Genomic DNA, 18,299 nt, shown 5'->3' with positions numbered 1-18,299 from the left:
GGCATGTGGGGAAAATTAACACTGGATGCGGTCCCATTACATGAACCCATTATTGTGGTGACATTGCTGGGGATCCTGCTTGGGGGGTTGGCTGTTGCTGGTTCCCTGACTTATTTCCGTAAATGGAAATGGCTCTGGAGTGAATGGTTAACCAGCGTTGACCATAAGAAAATTGGTGTCATGTATATCGTCGTTGCTATGGTAATGATGGTTCGTGGCTTCGCTGATGCTATCATGATGCGTGGACAGCAAGCCCTCGCTTCCGCTGGTGAAGCAGGCTTCCTGCCCCCGCACCATTATGATCAGATCTTTACCGCTCACGGCGTTATCATGATTTTCTTCATGGCGATGCCTTTTGTTGTCGGTCTGATGAACATCGTGGTTCCTCTGCAAATCGGGGCTCGCGACGTTGCATTCCCATTCCTGAACTCCTTGAGCTTCTGGTTATTTGTTGTCGGTGTCGCACTGATCAACATCTCTCTGGGGGTAGGTGAGTTTGCACAAACAGGTTGGCTGGCATATCCACCGCTATCGGGTCTGGAATATAACTCGGGAGTTGGGGTCGATTACTGGATATGGAGTCTGCAGCTCTCCGGTGTAGGTACATTGCTGACAGGTGTTAACTTCTTCGTGACCATCCTGCGCATGCGCGCACCCGGTATGTCCATGATGAAACTCCCTGTATTTACCTGGGCTTCACTGTGTACTAACGTACTGATCATTGCTGCGTTCCCAATCCTGACAGTCACTATTGCACTGTTAACTCTGGATCGTTATCTGGGCACCCATTTCTTTACCAACGATATGGGCGGCAACATGATGATGTACATCAACCTGATTTGGGCTTGGGGTCATCCTGAAGTTTACATTCTGGTTCTGCCTGTCTTTGGTATCTTCTCAGAAGTCACTGCAACCTTCTCGAAAAAACGCCTGTTTGGTTATACCTCACTGGTGTGGGCGACAATCGTTATTACCGTCCTGTCGTTCATTGTATGGCTGCACCACTTCTTTACCATGGGTTCCGGCGCGAATGTTAACGCCTTCTTTGGTATCGCCACGATGATTATCTCCATCCCGACCGGGGTTAAGATCTTCAACTGGCTGTTCACCATGTACCGTGGTCGCATTGAATTCAAAACCCCAATGCTGTGGACTGTTGGCTTCCTGGTCACCTTCTCCATTGGTGGTATGACCGGCGTTCTGCTGGCAGTACCGGGTGCGAACTTCGTTCTGCACAACAGTCTGTTCCTGATTGCTCACTTCCATAACGTTATCATCGGCGGTGTGGTATTCGGTTGCTTCGCAGGTACAACTTACTGGTTCCCGAAAGCATTTGGTTTCACTCTGAATGAAAAATGGGGTGTCCGTGCATTCTGGTTCTGGATCACGGGTTTCTTTGTTGCCTTTATGCCGCTGTATGCACTGGGCTTCATGGGTATGACTCGTCGTCTGAGCCAAGACATCAACCCAGCATTCCACCCTTTGCTGGTGGTTGCCGCTGGTGGTGTTGTCTTAATCGCCTTGGGTATTCTGTGTCAGGTTATCCAGTTCTACGTTAGTATCCGTGATCGCAACCAAAACCTCGACCTGACTGGTGATCCATGGGGTGGCCGTACTCTGGAATGGTCAACTTCATCTCCCCCACCGTTCTATAACTTTGCTGAAGTTCCACACATCCAAACTCGTGATGCATGGTGGGATATGAAAGAAAAAGGCATTGAATATAAGCGTCCTGCTAAATATGAAGAAATTCATATGCCTAGAAATACAGGCGCTGGCGTGATCATCAGTGCATTCTGTCTGGTCTTCGGCTTCGCGATGATCTGGCATATCTGGTGGATGGCTATTGCAAGTTTCGCTGGCATTATCATCAGTTGCATCGTGAAAAGCTTTGATGAAGACGTTGATTATTACGTTCCTGTAGCTGAAGTCGAGAAAGTTGAAAGTCAGCGTTACGAAGAACTGAGAAAGGCAGGTGTGAAATAATGTCGACTCAAACCCTTAATAACACAGCCGCCCATGACGCTCATGGGCACCACGATACAGGAGCCAACAAAGTATTTGGTTTCTGGATCTACCTGATGAGTGACTTGATTCTGTTTGCAAGTCTGTTCGCTACCTATGCAGTGCTGGTTAACGGCACTGCGGACGGCCCAACAGGTAAACAGATTTTTGAACTGCCATTTGTGCTGGTTGAAACCTTCCTGCTGTTGTTCAGCAGTATCACCTACGGTTTCGCCATGCTGAGCATGAACAAAGGTAAAGTTGGTCAAGTTAACCTGTGGCTATTTGTTACCTTCCTGTTTGGCCTTGGCTTCGTTTCAATGGAAGTGTATGAGTTCCATAAACTGATCACAGAAGGCTTTGGCCCTGATAAAAGTGCATTCCTGTCTGCTTTCTTTGCACTGGTTTCTACTCACGGCCTACACGTAACCTTCGGTCTGGTTTGGAACATTATTCTGATGATTCAGGTTTCACGCCGTGGCCTGACTGATGTCAACCGTACGCGTCTGAACTGCCTGAGCTTGTTCTGGCACTTCCTCGACGTCGTATGGATCTGTGTATTTACTGTCGTTTATCTGATGGGAGCTATGTAATGAGTCATCCAAATACTTCTCATTCCGGCGCCAGCCACGGTAGTTTCAAAACCTATATGATTGGTTTTGTTCTGTCAGTCATACTGACCGTGATCCCATTCTGGATGGTGATGGATGGTACTGCTTCACACAGCTCAATCCTGATAACAGTAGTCGTTATGGCGGTTATTCAGATCTTTGTTCATTTCATCTGCTTCCTGCACATGAATACATCGTCTGAAGAGCGTTGGAACCTCGTTGCTTTAATATTCACATTACTGGTCATCGCTATTGTTGTTGTTGGCTCTCTGTGGATCATGTACAACCTGAACATCAATATGATGGTTGATTAAGGGTTGATTTGAATGATTAAGCAATACCTGCAAGTGACCAAGCCAGGAATTATTTTCGGGAATCTAATTTCTGCGATTGGTGGTTTTCTACTCGCTTCCAAGGGCGTAATAGATTACCCCTTGTTCTTTGCAACGATGGTCGGGGTATCGCTGGTGGTAGCATCAGGTTGTGTATTCAACAACTATATCGACCGCGATATCGACCGTATCATGGAAAGAACAAAAGAGAGGGTCCTTGTGAAAGGGCTTATCGATCCGAAAATCAGCCTGATTTACGCCTCAGTGTTAGGTATTGCTGGCATAGTGCTGCTCTATGTAGCAGCCAATGCCTTAGCAATGCAGTTAGCTCTCATCGGGTTTATCGTTTATGTTGGGGTTTATAGCCTCTACATGAAAAGAAAATCTGTTTATGGCACGCTGGTTGGTAGCTTATCAGGCGCAGCACCGCCCGTGATTGGTTACTGTGCAGTAGCGGGACATTTTGATACAGGCGCGTTGATTTTATTGTTGATCTTCAGCTTGTGGCAAATGCCCCACTCTTATGCCATTGCTATTTTTCGGTTCAAGGATTATCAAGCAGCCAACATCCCAGTATTGCCAGTGATTAAAGGTATTGCAGTCGCGAAAAACCACATCACTCTGTATATTCTGGCCTTTATGGTTGCTACTCTGATGCTAACTATTAGTGGCTATGCGGGCTATAAGTATCTCGTCGTAGCTGCTGCAGTGAGTATCTGGTGGCTGGGTATGGCATTGTCAGGTTATAAAACCTCCAATGACCGTATTTGGGCCCGTAAGTTATTCCTGTTTTCTATTGTCGCTATCATGTCATTAAGCGTCATGATGTCTGTAGATTCATCAGCATCTCCAGAAAGCCTGCTAACTTACGTCTGGTAATATCAAAGATGACAGGGATTGCCCTGTCATCTTTCCCTTTCCTTTATCTCTTTACTCAATGACGAATTATTTGGCTGCAAACATATCTTTTCAGTTTGCCCCATCCAATTAAGTCAAATGTCATATCAGATTTTTTGAGGTATCCATGAACGATAATAAAATGACTCCGCTTGAATGTCGGGCGACATGGGGTTTAGGTTCCGTTTTCTCTCTGCGAATGTTAGGTATGTTCATGGTCTTACCCGTTCTGACGACCTATGGCTTAGAACTACATGATTCGACAGAGGCACTTATTGGAATTGCTATTGGTATCTACGGATTAACACAAGCAATATTCCAAATCCCATTTGGGTTACTTTCAGACAAAATTGGCAGAAAGCCCTTAATCATCGGTGGACTACTCATTTTTGTATTAGGCAGTATTATTGCAGCACTTAGTGACTCTATCTGGGGCATTATCATTGGGCGCGCCTTACAAGGCACAGGGGCAATATCCGCTGCAATCATGGCATTGCTTTCTGACCTGACCCGCGAACAGAACCGAACAAAAGCCATGGCATTTATCGGCATTAGCTTTGGCATTACATTCGCCTTCGCTATTGTCGTCGGCCCTATCATTACCCACCACATCGGCTTAAATGGCCTGTTTTGGGCAATTGCAGTCCTTGCCAGTTGTGGAATCTTAATCACACTATTCGCTGTTCCAAATACACATAAACATGTTCTGAATCGTGAATCTGGGTTTGCCCGGGGTAATTTTAAACGCGTACTCTCTGATCCCCAATTACTAAAACTCAACTTTGGTATTCTCAGCCTACATACTTTACTGATGTCGAGTTTCGTTGCCCTGCCCCTTATCATGGAAAAAGTGGGGTTTCCCCCGCAACAGCACTGGAAAGTGTATTTAATTACCACACTTATTTCTTTCGTTGCCGTTCTGCCTTTCATTATTTACGCAGAAACCAAACGTCGCATGAAACAAGTATTTTTACTTTGCATCGGTATGCTATTCATTGCAGAAGTCGTTTTATGGTCGCAAGGGTCACACCTTTGGGGGATCTTTGCTGGCATTCAAATCTTCTTTCTGGCATTTAATATCATGGAAGCCATTTTGCCTTCACTTATCAGCAAAGAAGCCCCTGCGGGCTATAAAGGCACTGCTATGGGAGTCTACTCTACCAGCCAATTTCTTGGGGTTGCTTTAGGAGGAATTCTCGGTGGAATGCTTTATGAACTGCAAGGTGCATCATTGGTATTTATGGGCGGGATAGCGCTGACTACGCTCTGGTTTATTATCAGCCTCACATTACGGCAACCTCCGTATGTCAGTAGCATCAGACTTATTCTGCCTGAACAATTGCCCACCCCGGATAGTCTGGAGAAAAAGATATTGGCGCAGGCTGGCGTAAAAGATATCGTCATCGTACCAGAAGAGCTGAGTGCCTACGTCAAAGTCGATACCAAACTGACCAACCGTGCACAATTAGAGCAAATTGTATCATCCCATGAATAACTTGCTGTGTTCGTAACTTTGCTATATCCGTAACAAAGTGGGGTTTACGATTCACAAGATTTATACTTAAAAGTACGGTGAAAGTACGGCGTGTGATGACACCGTGCTATTTTATTTGAAAGATTAGTAATTATTGAAAAGGTTATTAGTGAGCAATTAAGCTGGTATCCTGTTTCAGGAATAACGCATTGAGAGAGGGTTGAATAGCCCTCTCCCATTGGACAAATTCACAATTTCTTGTCGTGTTTCAAAAAATCAGCCTTAAAAATTGCGTCAATTCGTCCCAAAACTCATCTATAGCGGAAATTAGTCACGGAAATTCGTAAACTGGAAAGGCTGCCCTAACTCTGCACCACGAATCAATGCAATGACACTTTGCAGATCATCACGTGCTTTTCCTGTTACCCGCACTTGTTCACCCTGAATCTGAGCTTGTACTTTCAGCTTACTGTCTTTAATCAGCTTCACAATTTTCTTCGCTAACGGTGTATCGATACCTTGCAGCAGCGTAGCCTCCACACTGTATATTTTACCGCTGTGAACCATATTTTCAGAAATATTGAGCACAGAGCCATCAATTCCGCGTTTCGCAAATTTTTCACGCAGAATATCGACCAATTGGTTCACCTGAAAATCAGATTCGCTCGCAATTTTGACTGATTCGTTCTTTTCGTTTAACTCAAAGCTCGCGTTGACGTTGCGAAAATCCCAGCGATTGGTTAACTCTCTTTGTGCGTTTTCTACTGCGTTACGCACTTCCTGCATATCAACTTCTGAAACAATATCGAATGATGGCATTACCCGTCACCTCCTACTAATCAACAAATCGGCATGATAACCGCTTTCCATTATTGGCAAAAGATCTATACTCGGGAGGTTTAGCGATCTTTAGGAATTTTACCCTGTTTTGAGGTCAGTTAGCGTCAAATTAAACATCGAGGTTCCCTATGCAAGCGTCCCTCAAGGAAGAAATATGAAAATAACGATTCTTGGCTGTGGCGCTATAGGTAAACTGTGGCTTGCCGCCTTATCCAAACAGAATTTCTGTGTTCAGGGATGGTTAAGGGTTCCACAACCTTTTGTTTCCGTCCATATCGAAAATTTCAATGGTCAGGCTTTTAATCAACAACTTCCGGCTAATGACGAAAAGCACCTCGCTGAAAGCAAACTACTTCTGGTCTGTTTAAAAGCGTGGCAGGTCTCTGACGCGCTTAATAACCTTGTAGATAAACTTTCTCCCCATTGCCCAATTTTGTTATTACACAATGGCATGGGGACTTTGGAAGAGTTTTTGCCTCTTCCCAATCCGATTTTACTTGGCGTGACTACTCATGGTGCCTATCGGAAAAATGGCATTGTTTATCACAAATCACAGGGTATTACCCACATTGGCTCAGTGACTGCTAATGCCAGTAAACTCAGTGAATTGGCTGATATCTTGCACTGTGCGCTCCCTGATGTGGCATGGCATAATGAAATACATGCCATCAGTTGGATGAAACTTGCCGTTAATTGTGTCATTAATCCACTCACAGTAATCCATGATTGCAAAAATGGTGAGCTACAACATCACGTTACACATATTCAATTACTGTGTGATGAAATTCACCGGGTCATGGAACATGATGGTATCCATACAACCAAACAGACACTCGTTGATTACGTCATGAATGTGATTGAGCAGACATCCGAAAATTATTCATCCATGCTGCAAGATATACGTGCACAACGACATACAGAAATAGACTACATTACCGGTTTCTTATTGCGTAGGGCGCGTACACACGGCCTGCCTGTCACAGAAAATATGGCTGTTTATCATTACATTAAACGCAAGGAGGGAGAATATGAGCGCCTCAGCCCTTATTTGCCTGGCTCATGGCAGTGAAGAAATAGAAGCAGTCACAACAATTGATTTACTTGTTCGAGCTGGAATCGATGTTACTGTGGCCAGCACCGAAACAGAGGGTACTCTCATACTAACCTGTTCACGTGGTGTCAAAATCGTTGCTGATGTTCCTTTAGTTGATGTCGTGGACGAAGATTTTGATGCCGTTGTTCTGCCCGGAGGGTTAAAAGGTGCAGAATGTTTTCGAGACAGTTTACTGGTAGTGGAAAAGATTCGAATAGCACAAAGCCAGGGGAAAATCATTGCGGCAATCTGTGCATCTCCCGCTATTGTGCTGGAATATCATCAACTTTTTCCCATCGGTAACATGACCGGCTATCCCGGTATGCAAGATAAAATTGCACCAGAAAAATGGATTGATAAGCGGGTTTATTTCGATGAAAGGGTTAATTTGCTGACCAGCCAAGGGCCAGCTACCGCCTTTGACTTCGCCTTAAAACTGATTGAGTTATTAAAAGGGAAAGAGAAGGCGGCAGAAGTTGCCGCTCAACTTGTATTACCGCCCGGTATTAATAATTACCAGTAATTAGCTCATTACATAGGCTGCTTTATAAAGCACGTTATAAAAGCAGCCTAATGTTTTTAAGTTCAAATCAAGGCCGATACACTTTCACGTTTTCAAAACCTTGCTCACGCAGGTAAAGTGCCTGTAAACGGCTCATCACGCCACGTTCACAATAGAGCAAATACGTTTTTTCCTTCGGCAAATCGCCAAACTGGGTACTCAGCTTATAAAAAGGTAATGACTGAATTTCAATATCATTCATGCTTAACGGACGATCATCCTGCTCATCTGGAGAGCGGATATCCAGCAACACATCATTGGAGGAAAATTCCATCACCATTTCCACTTCCACAACCTGCTCGCTGGTTTGCTCTGCAATCTGGCGGATATCCAGATTCTGAGCTTCACTCACTGCCCGCTCCAAGACCTCGAAATCAAAATTGTTTTCTTCTGCTTCAATTTTGGCTTTAACCGCTTTCACGGTTGGGCTTTTTGAAATCACACCACAAAACTCTGGCATCGTGCGTGCGAAATCTTCTGTACCAATTTCACGAGCCAATTTAATAATGTGTTCTTTATCATGAGAAATCAGAGGGCGGAGGATCAACGTATCTGAAGCATTATCAATCAGCCTTAAATTAGTCAAAGTCTGACTGGAAACCTGTCCCAACGCCTCCCCCGTGACGATCGCCTGCACACCGTAGCGCTCAGCAACTTTAGAGGCCGCCCTGACCATCATTCTTTTCAGCACAACGCCCATTTGCCCGTCTTCAACCTTTTCCAGAATTTCTGCGACAACAGGCTCAAAATCGACAGCAACAAAACGGACTTTATGGGAACGCCCAAATCGGTTCCACAAATAATGAGCAACCTGCTTCACGCCAATTTCATGGGCAGAGCCGCCAAGATTAAAGAAACAGTAATGTACACGGCAGCCACGACGCATCAACATATAACTGGAAACGCCGGAATCAAACCCTCCAGAAATCAGTGACAGCACATCTTCCTGTGTACCGATAGGGAAGCCGCCGATGCCTTCATGACGGGCTTTAACCAGAATCAATTTGTCCTGATCAATTTCTAAATTGACGGTCACATCAGGATGGGTCAACTTAACTTTGGCGGATTCAATATGCTGATTCAAACCACCACCAACATAGCGTTCAACTTCATTGGAAGTAAAACTGTGTTTGCCGCGACGCTTGGCACGAACACAAAACGTTTTACCGGGCAACAAATGGCCATATGTTTCGTAAGTTTGTTCAAAGATATGATGCAAGTCACGAAAATCTCTCTCTTCTACTTGCAGGATATGATGAATGCCCGGAATACGTGTTAGTGCGTCACAAATTTCTGCACCGAGATTATCATTTTTGACCCGAACTTCGATATTATCCCAATGACGAACAACAGCAATGCCTTCTCCAAATGTTTTCAGCACATTACGGATATTGCTGGCAAGAATTTTAATAAAGCGTAAACGGACAGTTTGGCTCTTGATCGTGATTTCTGGGAATAATTTAATGATAAACTTCATAGTAAGATATAGTAGTCATTCAATGTTGAACTATCACAAACAATGTCCATGATGGTTCTTAAGTGTTCAGTTGGATAGGGTGCAGAGTATAACACCATCTCGCGATATCGACTGTAAAAAAAACAGTGGTAACACATGATTTATTTTTCTTGGTGTAGTAGGGTACTCTGCAATTCTGTAGCGAACTTGCTTTGCTGTAATTCGTTAAATAACCATACGTTAAGTCATTATGTCTAAAGCAAATCAAACATCAGAAACCGAACAAACTCCAGTATTTGAAAGCTCGTTGAAAGAGCTGGAAGAAATTGTTATTCGGCTGGAATCCGGGGAACTCCCATTAGAAGATGCGTTGAATGAATTTGAACGCGGAATTCAACTTGCAAGACAGGGGCAGAAAACTCTTCAGCAGGCGGAGCAACGAGTGCAAATTTTATTGAATCATGACGCACAATCGCCACTTGATGAATTTTCGTCCGATGCTGAGTAAATTTATGTCTGAACAATACGAGACTCCTTTTGAAGAGCACTCTTTTGAGGAAAAATTGCGTGCTTGTCAGCAACATGTCAATGACAGGCTGATAGCGACATTTTCTTCATTACCCTTTTTAAACAGCCCGTTAGGCACAGCAATGCAACACGGGGCGGTATTGGGTGGAAAACGGCTACGCCCATTTTTAGTTTACAGTGTGGGCGAAATGTTCGGTCTGCCTAAAGAGAGTCTTGATGCCGCTGCCCTCGCATTAGAATGTATCCATGCTTATTCATTGATCCATGATGATTTACCCGCCATGGATAACGACGATTTACGCCGTGGTCAGCCCACCTGCCATATCAAATTTGGTGAAAGTCAGGCCATTCTGGCGGGAGATGCCTTACAGTCACTGGCCTTTGAAATTTTGGCAAAACAAGATATGCCGGATGTTGCCTTATCTGACCGCCTTGCCATGATCGCTGAACTGGCAAGTGCCGGTGGTTTTGCCGGGATGTGTGGTGGACAATCACTGGATTTAGAAGCAGAAGGTAAACAGATCGACCTTGCCTCACTGGAGCAGATCCACCGACATAAAACAGGTGCATTGATACGTTCTGCCGCCCGAATAGGGGCTTATAGTGCAGGACAACGTGGTCACGAAGTATTGCCTTTGTTGGATCAATATGCCCAATCCATTGGCCTCGCATTTCAGGTACATGATGATATTTTGGATGTCATTGGCAATACTGAAATTATCGGCAAGCGTCAAGGCAATGACCAACAACTTGGCAAAAGCACCTATCCTGCCTTATTGGGTCTGGAACAAGCCCAGAAAAAAGCCCGGGCTCTGTATGAAGAAGCGATCGCTGCACTCGCAGAGCTGGAAAAACAGTCATATAACACCACAACCTTAAAAGAACTGGCTGGTTTTATCATTGAAAGAAACAGCTAAAAAACAGGCCATATTAATGATCAATTAATATGGCCATTAGTTATATAAAGACCCAATAATCAATAAGAACGTATTATGGAGTGAACCCGGCAATTACACACAGATAATATAGGGTTCTTAATATTCAACTTTCAACGGGTATAGCATTTTATACAGGCATAGCATGAGCATTGATATAGCGAAATATCCAACATTGGCATTGGCGGAGACTCCAGAAGAGCTTCGCCTGCTACCCAAAGACACTTTGCCAAAGTTATGCGATGAACTGCGTCAATTTTTGCTGAACAGTGTCAGCCGCTCCAGTGGTCACTTTGCTTCCGGCCTTGGCGCTATCGAGTTCACCGTCGCACTTCACTATGTTTATAAAACACCCTTTGACAATTTGGTCTGGGATGTAGGCCATCAGGCCTACCCACATAAAATTTTAACCGGACGTCGTGATCGCATTGATACTATTCGCCAGAAAAATGGTCTGCACCCTTTCCCGTGGCGGGATGAAAGTGAATATGACACCTTATGTGTGGGCCACTCATCCACTTCAATCAGCGCCGGCCTAGGTATGGCAATCGCGGCGAAACACGAAGGCAAAGGCCGCAAAACCGTTTGTGTGATCGGGGATGGCGCCATCACGGCGGGCATGGCTTTTGAAGCCATGAACCATGCAGGGGATATTGACCCTGATATGCTGGTTATTCTCAATGACAATGAAATGTCTATCTCTGAAAACGTCGGGGCGTTGAATAACCATCTGGCACAATTGCTGTCGGGCAAGTTGTATACAACGCTGCGTGAAGGCGGTAAAAAAGTCTTTTCCAACCTTCCCCCCATCAAAGAGTTGCTGAAAAAAACCGAAGAACATCTTAAAGGTATGGTCGTTCCGGGAACGCTGTTTGAAGAGCTTGGGTTTAACTACATCGGGCCTGTGGATGGACATGACGTACTGGCGCTGACCCAAACCTTAAAAAATATGCGTGAACTGAAAGGGCCGCAATTCCTGCATATCATGACCAAAAAAGGCCGTGGTTATGCGCCGGCGGAAAAAGACCCAATCAGTTGGCATGCGGTTCCCAAATTCGATCCAAAGACGGGTTCCCTGCCCAAAAGTGTGGACACTCGTCCGACATTTTCCAAAATCTTCGGTGACTGGCTGTGTGAAGAAGCCGTCCATGACAAAAAACTGATGGCGATCACACCGGCCATGCGGGAAGGTTCCGGCATGGTACGTTTCTCCCGTGAATATCCTGAACAGTATTTTGATGTCGCGATTGCCGAGCAACATTCCGTCACATTTGCCGCGGGCTTGGCTATCGGTGGCTACAAACCTATTGTTGCCATTTATTCCACCTTCCTGCAACGCGCTTATGATCAGGTGATCCACGATGTTGCCATCCAGAATTTGCCAGTGCTGTTTGCCATCGACCGTGGCGGCATTGTTGGTGCAGATGGGCAAACCCATCAGGGGGCATTCGACCTATCCTTTCTGCGTTGCCTCCCAAATATGGTGATCATGGCCCCCAGCGATGAAAACGAATGCCGCCAGATGCTGCATACCGGACATCACTATCAAGAAGGCCCTACAGCCGTCCGTTACCCTCGCGGCGCAGGAACTGGAGCCGAACTTCAGCCACTGGAAACATTGCCGATAGGTAAAGGCGTGCTCCGTCGTCAGGGAGAGCGAATTGCGATCCTTAATTTTGGTACATTGTTGCCCTACGCATTGCAAGCGGCTGAAAACCTGAATGCAACAGTTGTCGATATGCGTTTCGTCAAACCGCTGGATAAAGAGCTGGTACTGGATATGGCGGACAGCCATGATTTACTGGTGACTTTGGAAGAAAACGCCATTATGGGCGGTGCAGGCAGTGGCGTTAACGAACTTCTGATGCAGGAAAAACGGCCGATTCCCGTATTAAACCTTGGCTTACCGGATTATTTTATACCGCAGGGAACACAGCAAGAGCTTCACGCTGATTTGGGTCTGGATGCGACAGGTATTCAAAATAATATCGAGAAATATCTGGCTAAATAATCTCTAATAATGGATGAATATTTAATAAAAACATTCATCCATTATTCTCCCCATATCAATATTCACCCTACCAAATTTTACTATTGAGATATTTCATTTAATCCCCTAACACATTCAAAAAACTCATTATAAGAATCAATATTTAATACACCAATCTCTTAAATTCTTCTGTAGCTCTCAAATAACAGAGATTCATTTGACTAAAAATCGACACAATGATAACCATTTAATTGGCATGGTTATTATGTCTGTTATCTATGCAACACAATAGAAACTAACTAAACACTAATAAATATTGAGATTGTATATAATGAATAGTATCAATGTCGTTCCCCATTCACAGCAGCTCTTGTTTAATTCTGATAAAAATTGGCTCGACTGGCGCTGGCAACAAAAAAACGCATTACGTGATGAAGCATCCTTACGTACTGCCTGTGGCGGATGGAATGAAGAAATCACTCAACGTATTCAACAAAATTTGCAAGGCCAGAAAATACAAATCACCCCCTACTATCTCAGCAGGATCTTAGCCACCAACCAATCTGGCGATATCACAACAAACCCTCTCTGGCGGCAAGTCATTCCGTTCTGGAAAGAAGAAAAACTCAATGGTTACGATGGCGAATCTGAAAATTGGGAACTCAATGATGAGATGAAAACCTCTATCTGCCAGCATAAATATGACAATCGCGTCATTTTACGGATGGTAAACGCCTGTAATTCTTACTGCCAATTCTGTTTTGAAGCCCTGAGAACATTGAAAGTTGATTCAGGCAAATCGAATGCCGGACGCAGCTCTTTCCAACAATCGCTCGAATACATTAAAAATACGCCTTCAGTGGAAGAAGTCATCCTGAGCGGTGGCGATCCATTAATGCTGACAGATAACAAACTAGATGAATCGTTAGCTGCCATTCGAGAGATTAGAGAGGATCTGCTGATCCGTGTGCATTCCCGTGCTCTGACATTCAATCCTTACAGAATTACTGATGCTCTCATTGATACGTTGAAAAAACACCGCGTCAATGCCTTTGGTGTTCATGTTTGCCATCCATTTGAGTTGAGCCAAGAATTTCAGTCCGCCATACGCCGCATTCAAAGTGTCGTGCCGATTGTTTTTTCTAACATGCCTTTCCTGCGCGGCATCAATGACAGTGAAGAAATCCTCCACAAACTGTTTATCGATCTGTATCGCATGGGAGTAAAACCTTACTATCTCTACCACTTTATGCCTTTCTCTCCCGGCTCATCGGAATATAAAGCGTCAATTAACGATGCCATCGCCATCATGAACAAACTCAAGCGTCGAGTTTCCAACATCGCCTTACCAGAATATGTCCTGCCACATATGAAAGGAAAATTCACCGTGCCTTTATTTACTAGCCCAGACGAGATGCCTCATTTTGAAACTATCGATGGCAAACGTTATTACCGTTTTATCAACTGGCAGGACGAGCAATGTGAATGGTTGGATAACTAAATTATCCATTATTTTTCAGCAAATTATAAAACCTATTTATTTTAAGGGTGCCAAATGAAACAAAACGCAATTTTGTTTGTTGATATCGATGATGCCAAAATTCCACGCTATAGATATCGGGAAACCCATTTTGCCGCAGCCAAAAAGATGGGGATGGCTTGCCTGACAGCCGCGCTGCAAGGACGCCAGCATACAGAACGTCTATACATAGATAGCGATGATGTTTTCTATCTGGAATCACTGACACAGGAAGCCTTACAGGCTCTTGTCACCACCTTGCAGCAAACCTATACCCTGCGCGGTATTTTATGTTACGCGGGCCAAGCATCTACTCACGGTCAAGTTGGCTGTATTGTTGCAGAGGTTTGTCAAGACATTGGCGTACCAAATGCGTCAGCCTCCGCAATTGCAGCTTGCAACAATAAATTTTTAATGCGTCAGGCTCTGCAAAAGCACGGCGTTAGGTCAATACGTCATGCGCTGTGTCACAGTGAAGAAGAACTCTATTCACAAGCCAAGAAAGTTGGCTATCCCTTAATTGCAAAACCTCCTTTTGGGGCAGCTTCCGTTTTTATCAAAAAATGCCGTGATTGGCCTGAACTTAAAGCACACTATCACGCATTGACAACTTACTATGCTCACTCGGTTTACATCGATTTTATGGGGGATAAACAGGAATGTTTCACCTTAGAGGGTGAAAAACATATCAGCATACCGGGCAAAAGCCTGCTATTGGAAGAATACCTTGAGGGTGTAGAAGGCACAGTCGAATGTGCCATCAGCCAGCACATGGTACATCCGGTTTTAATCAATGAAAAACTCATCCTTACTGAGAAAGAGAACACCGTACTGGAAAACTTGCTGATTTGCCCGCCAGTATCGTTTTCTCCTTCACAGCAGGAACAGATCAGAGACTACGCTATAGCCTGTATAAAAGCTGTCGGGTTGAACTATGCCATTGCGCATCTTGAATTCCGAATGACTAACGATGGCCCGGTCGTTATTGAGATTAATCCACGTCTCGGTGGATTGTTTGTGAATTCATCTTTCCGTGATATTGCCGAATTAGATCCATACCAGCTATATCTCTCCATTCTTTTGCAAGAAGAGGATATTGATACACGGATAAATCTTGCCCAACAACGCGCTACAACAGCTAAACAACATTATTCGATGTTAGCCATGTACCCTGAAAAGAGCGGATATTTTCAAGGCATCAATAACATTGAGCATATGAAAAACCATCCAAACGTGATCGAATGCATTCCGCAACCCGCAGACTGCTACATCAATGCAGAAACCGAAGAACATTACCTGCTCAGATGCTGGGCAAAAGTAGACGATACTTCCGATGCCCATGCCCTACACCAAGAAATGATTGAGCACGTTAACCCTATTATTGTTCCTGTTCCATAAGGTAGCCAAGAGATGCAAATTGCAACTATATCTGCACGTTTGATAAATGAACATTATTGCCACATTCCTCATTTCAGTGAATTTATTTCCTGTGATCCAAAAGAAATAAGAACATTTAAAGAACATTGGAATCAATTGGTATTAGATCAGAACTTTAAAGATTACACCTATAGAGAAAGGCGCATCCTGCGCTATTATTATCATCCCGACACAGGAACCCCACTTCAACTCAATCGGGACACAGAATATCGTTCATCCATCACTTATGACATTGAATACAAAAAAGGGGCCAATCAACTCAGCTATGCGGAAGAGGCGTTTATCACTCACCCGATTATGCAGAGCATCCTGACAACGGATATTGCGATTTTAGGTGATCGACTAACAAAGGCACATCACTATGCGATTGATATTCACCAATTTCGTGTAAAAGCGCAGGCGGGTAAAGAAAGCCCGACGACTTCCGGAATTCATCAGGATGGTCAGGATTGGATCTTTATGCACTTTATCCAAAGCCACAATACTGAACCCGTGATTTCCGAAGTTCACGCCACCGCCCATGAAGCGCCTCCTTTATTACACACCGCAATGGGACACTTTCTTGAAACACTCGCAATAAATGATAAACAACTTTATCATCGAGCAAGCAATGTTCGACAAGTATCTCCTACAAATGCGGCATTTCGGGATCTCTTGCTGGTGACTTTCCGGCAACTCCCTGAATAACAAGAGAGCTAATAATAATGTCAAGTCAGGAAAATAGTTTGAATTTGCGTTGGTCAAGCCTTAATGCCTTATTGATCGTCAGTGCCCGGTTTGTTTCTGATTTTGGTGCATTCCTGAATATGGTGGCGCTATCCACCTACGTTTACCTGCTCAGTAATAGCGTCATGCACGTCAGTATTTTTCTTGCCTGTCGTGTTGCTGGCGGCATCATCGCCAGCCTGATCGGAACACCATTTTTCAGACGATTTGCGGGAAGATGGCCACTGGTCTTTTTTGATCTGGTACGTGTCATTTTGCTGTCTCTGCTATTGGTGATCCCCACATCACAGCAATTACTGATCTTACCGATGATTGCCTTCGGCATTGGCTTAGGCAACTCAATGTTTGCTATCGGGTTAAACAGCCAACTGCCCTATTGGGTACACGCCTCCCAACGCATTTCAACTAATTCCTGGTTAACCTCTGTCGCTGCTACAGGAGCTGTATTTGGTAGCCTCGTCTCGGGGCTGCTGGTCGCAAGCAGTGGTTATGAAATGGTTTTCATTGTCAATATCATCACTTATCTACTGGCGGCTATCCTGATTATGCCCCTGCGTTTTCTCTCCTTACCGGAGCAGAAAATATCAAGAGAACTGGGTAACGAATGGCGCGAGTTGCGTCTTGGTTTGCGCAGTGCTCCCATGCTGGCAGGAATGCTGTTTCTCAGCCTGGCCGACACACTGGGCAGCGCCGCCCATAACGTTGGTTTCCCCATCATTTCGAAACTCCTGACACCTGATAATGCCAGTACCACAATGGGATTATTGCTGGCGACATGGGCGATAGGGAAATTTAGTGGCGCGAGATTAACTAGCTATCTGCTGCGTAGCCGCAACCTCTTGAGAATGGAAAAACTGTTCTTTATCGGTGTCGCTCTGATGTCGACCGGATTTATCCTCACCTTTCAACAAAGCAGCGTATTCTGGCTACTGACATTTACAATCTGGGCAGGCATGGGTGATGGGATCGCGGAAGTCAGCCTGATTTCACGGGCACAAAGCGAGCCGGAAAACTTACGCCTGCCGATTTTTAGTTTGCTGACGCTGTTGCAGATGACAGGCTTTGGGATAGGTATGCTACTGGTCGCCCCATTCTACGTCTGGCTGCCACCTTCCATCGTGATCCTGATATTCCACGGATTGCCGCTGACGGTATTGGTGCTGGTCTTAGTATGGAGCCGGCGATTTACTGCAAGCAAAGTGTAATGGTTAGAAATATAATAATCAGCACCGATTAAGAGGATAACTAAAAACATAATACCAAAAATCAAATCTCCTATTCGTAACAGTCCATTCTTGTTTTTTCAGTAATAGCAATATCAAAAATTGCAACAAAGATCACATTTTCATACCCCATGAAACCGGTTACATGGATAGCAAACACCTCTCACATTCCATCTTAAATAAATTCGTTACCCTGCCTACAGCAACCCATTCGAACTGGAGTTATCCCAAGACTTACAGATAACCATGTCACTGGGCGGGTGAAACTAACAAAGCAAAGGCTTGGAAAATAACAGGAATATTAATAATTATTTAAGGTTATATATGAGTCAAATAACCCCTCAGTTAACAAATATGTGGAATAAGAGTCATGACTCATGGTCTGTAAAAGATAAGGAGTTGCGTTTTATATATACAAATAAGGTATTTATTGAATTAAATAATTTACCTGAAGATTTTAATGCTATCGGGTATTCTGAAAAAGAATTACCTATTTCTTTCAATCATCACGTTCACCTTTCTGAAGAACATGACCGTCAGGTCTTACAGTCTATGCAACGAATATATAACTTTTCAAAATGGTAGGAGTGTCAAAGAAACTCAGTCCAAATTTTGCGAGTTTTGATTTTCCAGAAACAAAAAGGCAAAAAAGAGGACTGAGTTATGCTTATC

At 44.3% G+C, this 18,299-nt stretch carries 17 protein-coding genes; 15 read left to right on the top strand and 2 right to left on the bottom strand.

Features of this window, described 5'->3' with window-relative positions; translation table 11 throughout:
• Positions 1 to 3: 3 nt before the first annotated feature.
• The 5 genes from cyoB to AAC854_RS05770 all read left to right on the top strand — a co-directional run bounded on the left by cyoB (position 4) and on the right by AAC854_RS05770 (position 5,339).
• A complete protein-coding gene (gene cyoB, locus AAC854_RS05790; RefSeq protein WP_340616278.1) occupies positions 4 to 1,986 on the top strand; it encodes a cytochrome o ubiquinol oxidase subunit I in 1,983 nt (660 codons plus the stop codon).
• Positions 1,986 to 2,597, top strand: a complete 612-nt coding sequence (locus AAC854_RS05785; RefSeq protein WP_340616277.1) for a cytochrome o ubiquinol oxidase subunit III — start codon at positions 1,986 to 1,988, stop codon at positions 2,595 to 2,597. Before cyoB ends, AAC854_RS05785 begins: the two co-directional genes overlap by 1 nt.
• Positions 2,597 to 2,929 carry a cytochrome o ubiquinol oxidase subunit IV gene (locus AAC854_RS05780; RefSeq protein ID WP_047962152.1) on the top strand — a complete coding sequence of 111 codons (333 nt, stop codon included), beginning with the start codon at positions 2,597 to 2,599 and terminating at the stop codon, positions 2,927 to 2,929. Before AAC854_RS05785 ends, AAC854_RS05780 begins: the two co-directional genes overlap by 1 nt.
• A gap of 12 nt (positions 2,930 to 2,941) precedes the next feature.
• Positions 2,942 to 3,826, top strand: a complete 885-nt coding sequence (cyoE, locus tag AAC854_RS05775; protein ID WP_340616276.1) for a heme o synthase — start codon at positions 2,942 to 2,944, stop codon at positions 3,824 to 3,826.
• A gap of 145 nt (positions 3,827 to 3,971) precedes the next feature.
• On the top strand, positions 3,972 to 5,339 hold the full coding sequence (locus AAC854_RS05770; RefSeq protein WP_340616275.1) for an MFS transporter: 1,368 nt from the start codon (positions 3,972 to 3,974) through the stop codon (positions 5,337 to 5,339).
• A gap of 306 nt (positions 5,340 to 5,645) precedes the next feature.
• On the opposite strand, the gene AAC854_RS05765 is transcribed toward AAC854_RS05770, so the two are convergent.
• Positions 5,646 to 6,137, bottom strand: a complete 492-nt coding sequence (locus AAC854_RS05765) for a YajQ family cyclic di-GMP-binding protein (protein WP_340616274.1) — start codon at positions 6,135 to 6,137, stop codon at positions 5,646 to 5,648.
• 175 nt (positions 6,138 to 6,312) lie between these two features.
• Between AAC854_RS05765 and panE the strand changes: the two genes are divergently transcribed.
• Both panE and yajL read left to right on the top strand, forming a co-directional pair.
• Positions 6,313 to 7,227, top strand: a complete 915-nt coding sequence (gene panE, locus AAC854_RS05760; protein ID WP_340616273.1) for a 2-dehydropantoate 2-reductase — start codon at positions 6,313 to 6,315, stop codon at positions 7,225 to 7,227.
• Positions 7,187 to 7,774: a protein deglycase YajL gene (gene yajL / locus AAC854_RS05755; protein ID WP_340616272.1), complete on the top strand. Its 588-nt coding sequence runs from the start codon at positions 7,187 to 7,189 to the stop codon at positions 7,772 to 7,774. Before panE ends, yajL begins: the two co-directional genes overlap by 41 nt.
• 67 nt (positions 7,775 to 7,841) lie before the next feature.
• Here the strand turns inward: yajL and thiI are convergent, their stop codons facing one another.
• Positions 7,842 to 9,290 carry a tRNA uracil 4-sulfurtransferase ThiI gene (gene thiI / locus AAC854_RS05750; RefSeq protein ID WP_340616271.1) on the bottom strand — a complete coding sequence of 483 codons (1,449 nt, stop codon included), beginning with the start codon at positions 9,288 to 9,290 and terminating at the stop codon, positions 7,842 to 7,844.
• A 229-nt stretch (positions 9,291 to 9,519) separates the two neighbouring features.
• Here thiI and xseB point away from each other — a divergent pair, with 229 nt between their 5' ends.
• The 8 genes from xseB to AAC854_RS05710 all read left to right on the top strand — a co-directional run bounded on the left by xseB (position 9,520) and on the right by AAC854_RS05710 (position 18,212).
• Positions 9,520 to 9,777 carry an exodeoxyribonuclease VII small subunit gene (gene xseB / locus AAC854_RS05745; protein WP_047962145.1) on the top strand — a complete coding sequence of 86 codons (258 nt, stop codon included), beginning with the start codon at positions 9,520 to 9,522 and terminating at the stop codon, positions 9,775 to 9,777.
• A 4-nt stretch (positions 9,778 to 9,781) separates the two neighbouring features.
• On the top strand, positions 9,782 to 10,714 hold the full coding sequence (ispA, locus tag AAC854_RS05740; RefSeq protein WP_340616270.1) for a (2E,6E)-farnesyl diphosphate synthase: 933 nt from the start codon (positions 9,782 to 9,784) through the stop codon (positions 10,712 to 10,714).
• 163 nt (positions 10,715 to 10,877) lie between these two features.
• On the top strand, positions 10,878 to 12,743 hold the full coding sequence (gene dxs, locus AAC854_RS05735; protein ID WP_340616269.1) for a 1-deoxy-D-xylulose-5-phosphate synthase: 1,866 nt from the start codon (positions 10,878 to 10,880) through the stop codon (positions 12,741 to 12,743).
• Positions 12,744 to 13,053: 310 nt separating this feature from the next.
• Entirely contained in the window at positions 13,054 to 14,223 is a 1,170-nt protein-coding gene (locus tag AAC854_RS05730) for a KamA family radical SAM protein (protein WP_340616268.1), read from the top strand.
• Positions 14,224 to 14,277: 54 nt separating this feature from the next.
• The gene (locus AAC854_RS05725; protein ID WP_340616267.1) at positions 14,278 to 15,639 is read left to right on the top strand and encodes an ATP-grasp domain-containing protein; all 1,362 of its coding nucleotides are present in this window, start codon (positions 14,278 to 14,280) and stop codon (positions 15,637 to 15,639) included.
• A 12-nt stretch (positions 15,640 to 15,651) separates the two neighbouring features.
• Positions 15,652 to 16,365 (top strand): 2OG-Fe dioxygenase family protein, encoded by a 714-nt coding sequence (locus AAC854_RS05720; protein ID WP_340616266.1) that lies wholly within the window; start codon positions 15,652 to 15,654, stop codon positions 16,363 to 16,365.
• 17 nt (positions 16,366 to 16,382) lie between these two features.
• Positions 16,383 to 17,609 (top strand): MFS transporter, encoded by a 1,227-nt coding sequence (locus tag AAC854_RS05715; protein WP_340616265.1) that lies wholly within the window; start codon positions 16,383 to 16,385, stop codon positions 17,607 to 17,609.
• A gap of 342 nt (positions 17,610 to 17,951) precedes the next feature.
• Positions 17,952 to 18,212, top strand: a complete 261-nt coding sequence (locus tag AAC854_RS05710; protein WP_340616264.1) for a PAS domain-containing protein — start codon at positions 17,952 to 17,954, stop codon at positions 18,210 to 18,212.
• The last annotated feature ends 87 nt before the right edge of the window (positions 18,213 to 18,299 follow it).

It is taken from the genome of Xenorhabdus entomophaga (genome assembly GCF_037996725.1).
Lineage (GTDB): Bacteria > Pseudomonadota > Gammaproteobacteria > Enterobacterales > Enterobacteriaceae > Xenorhabdus > Xenorhabdus khoisanae.
The sequence above is the reverse complement of the archived record's forward strand: the minus strand, read 5'-3'. Positions and strand labels throughout refer to the sequence as shown.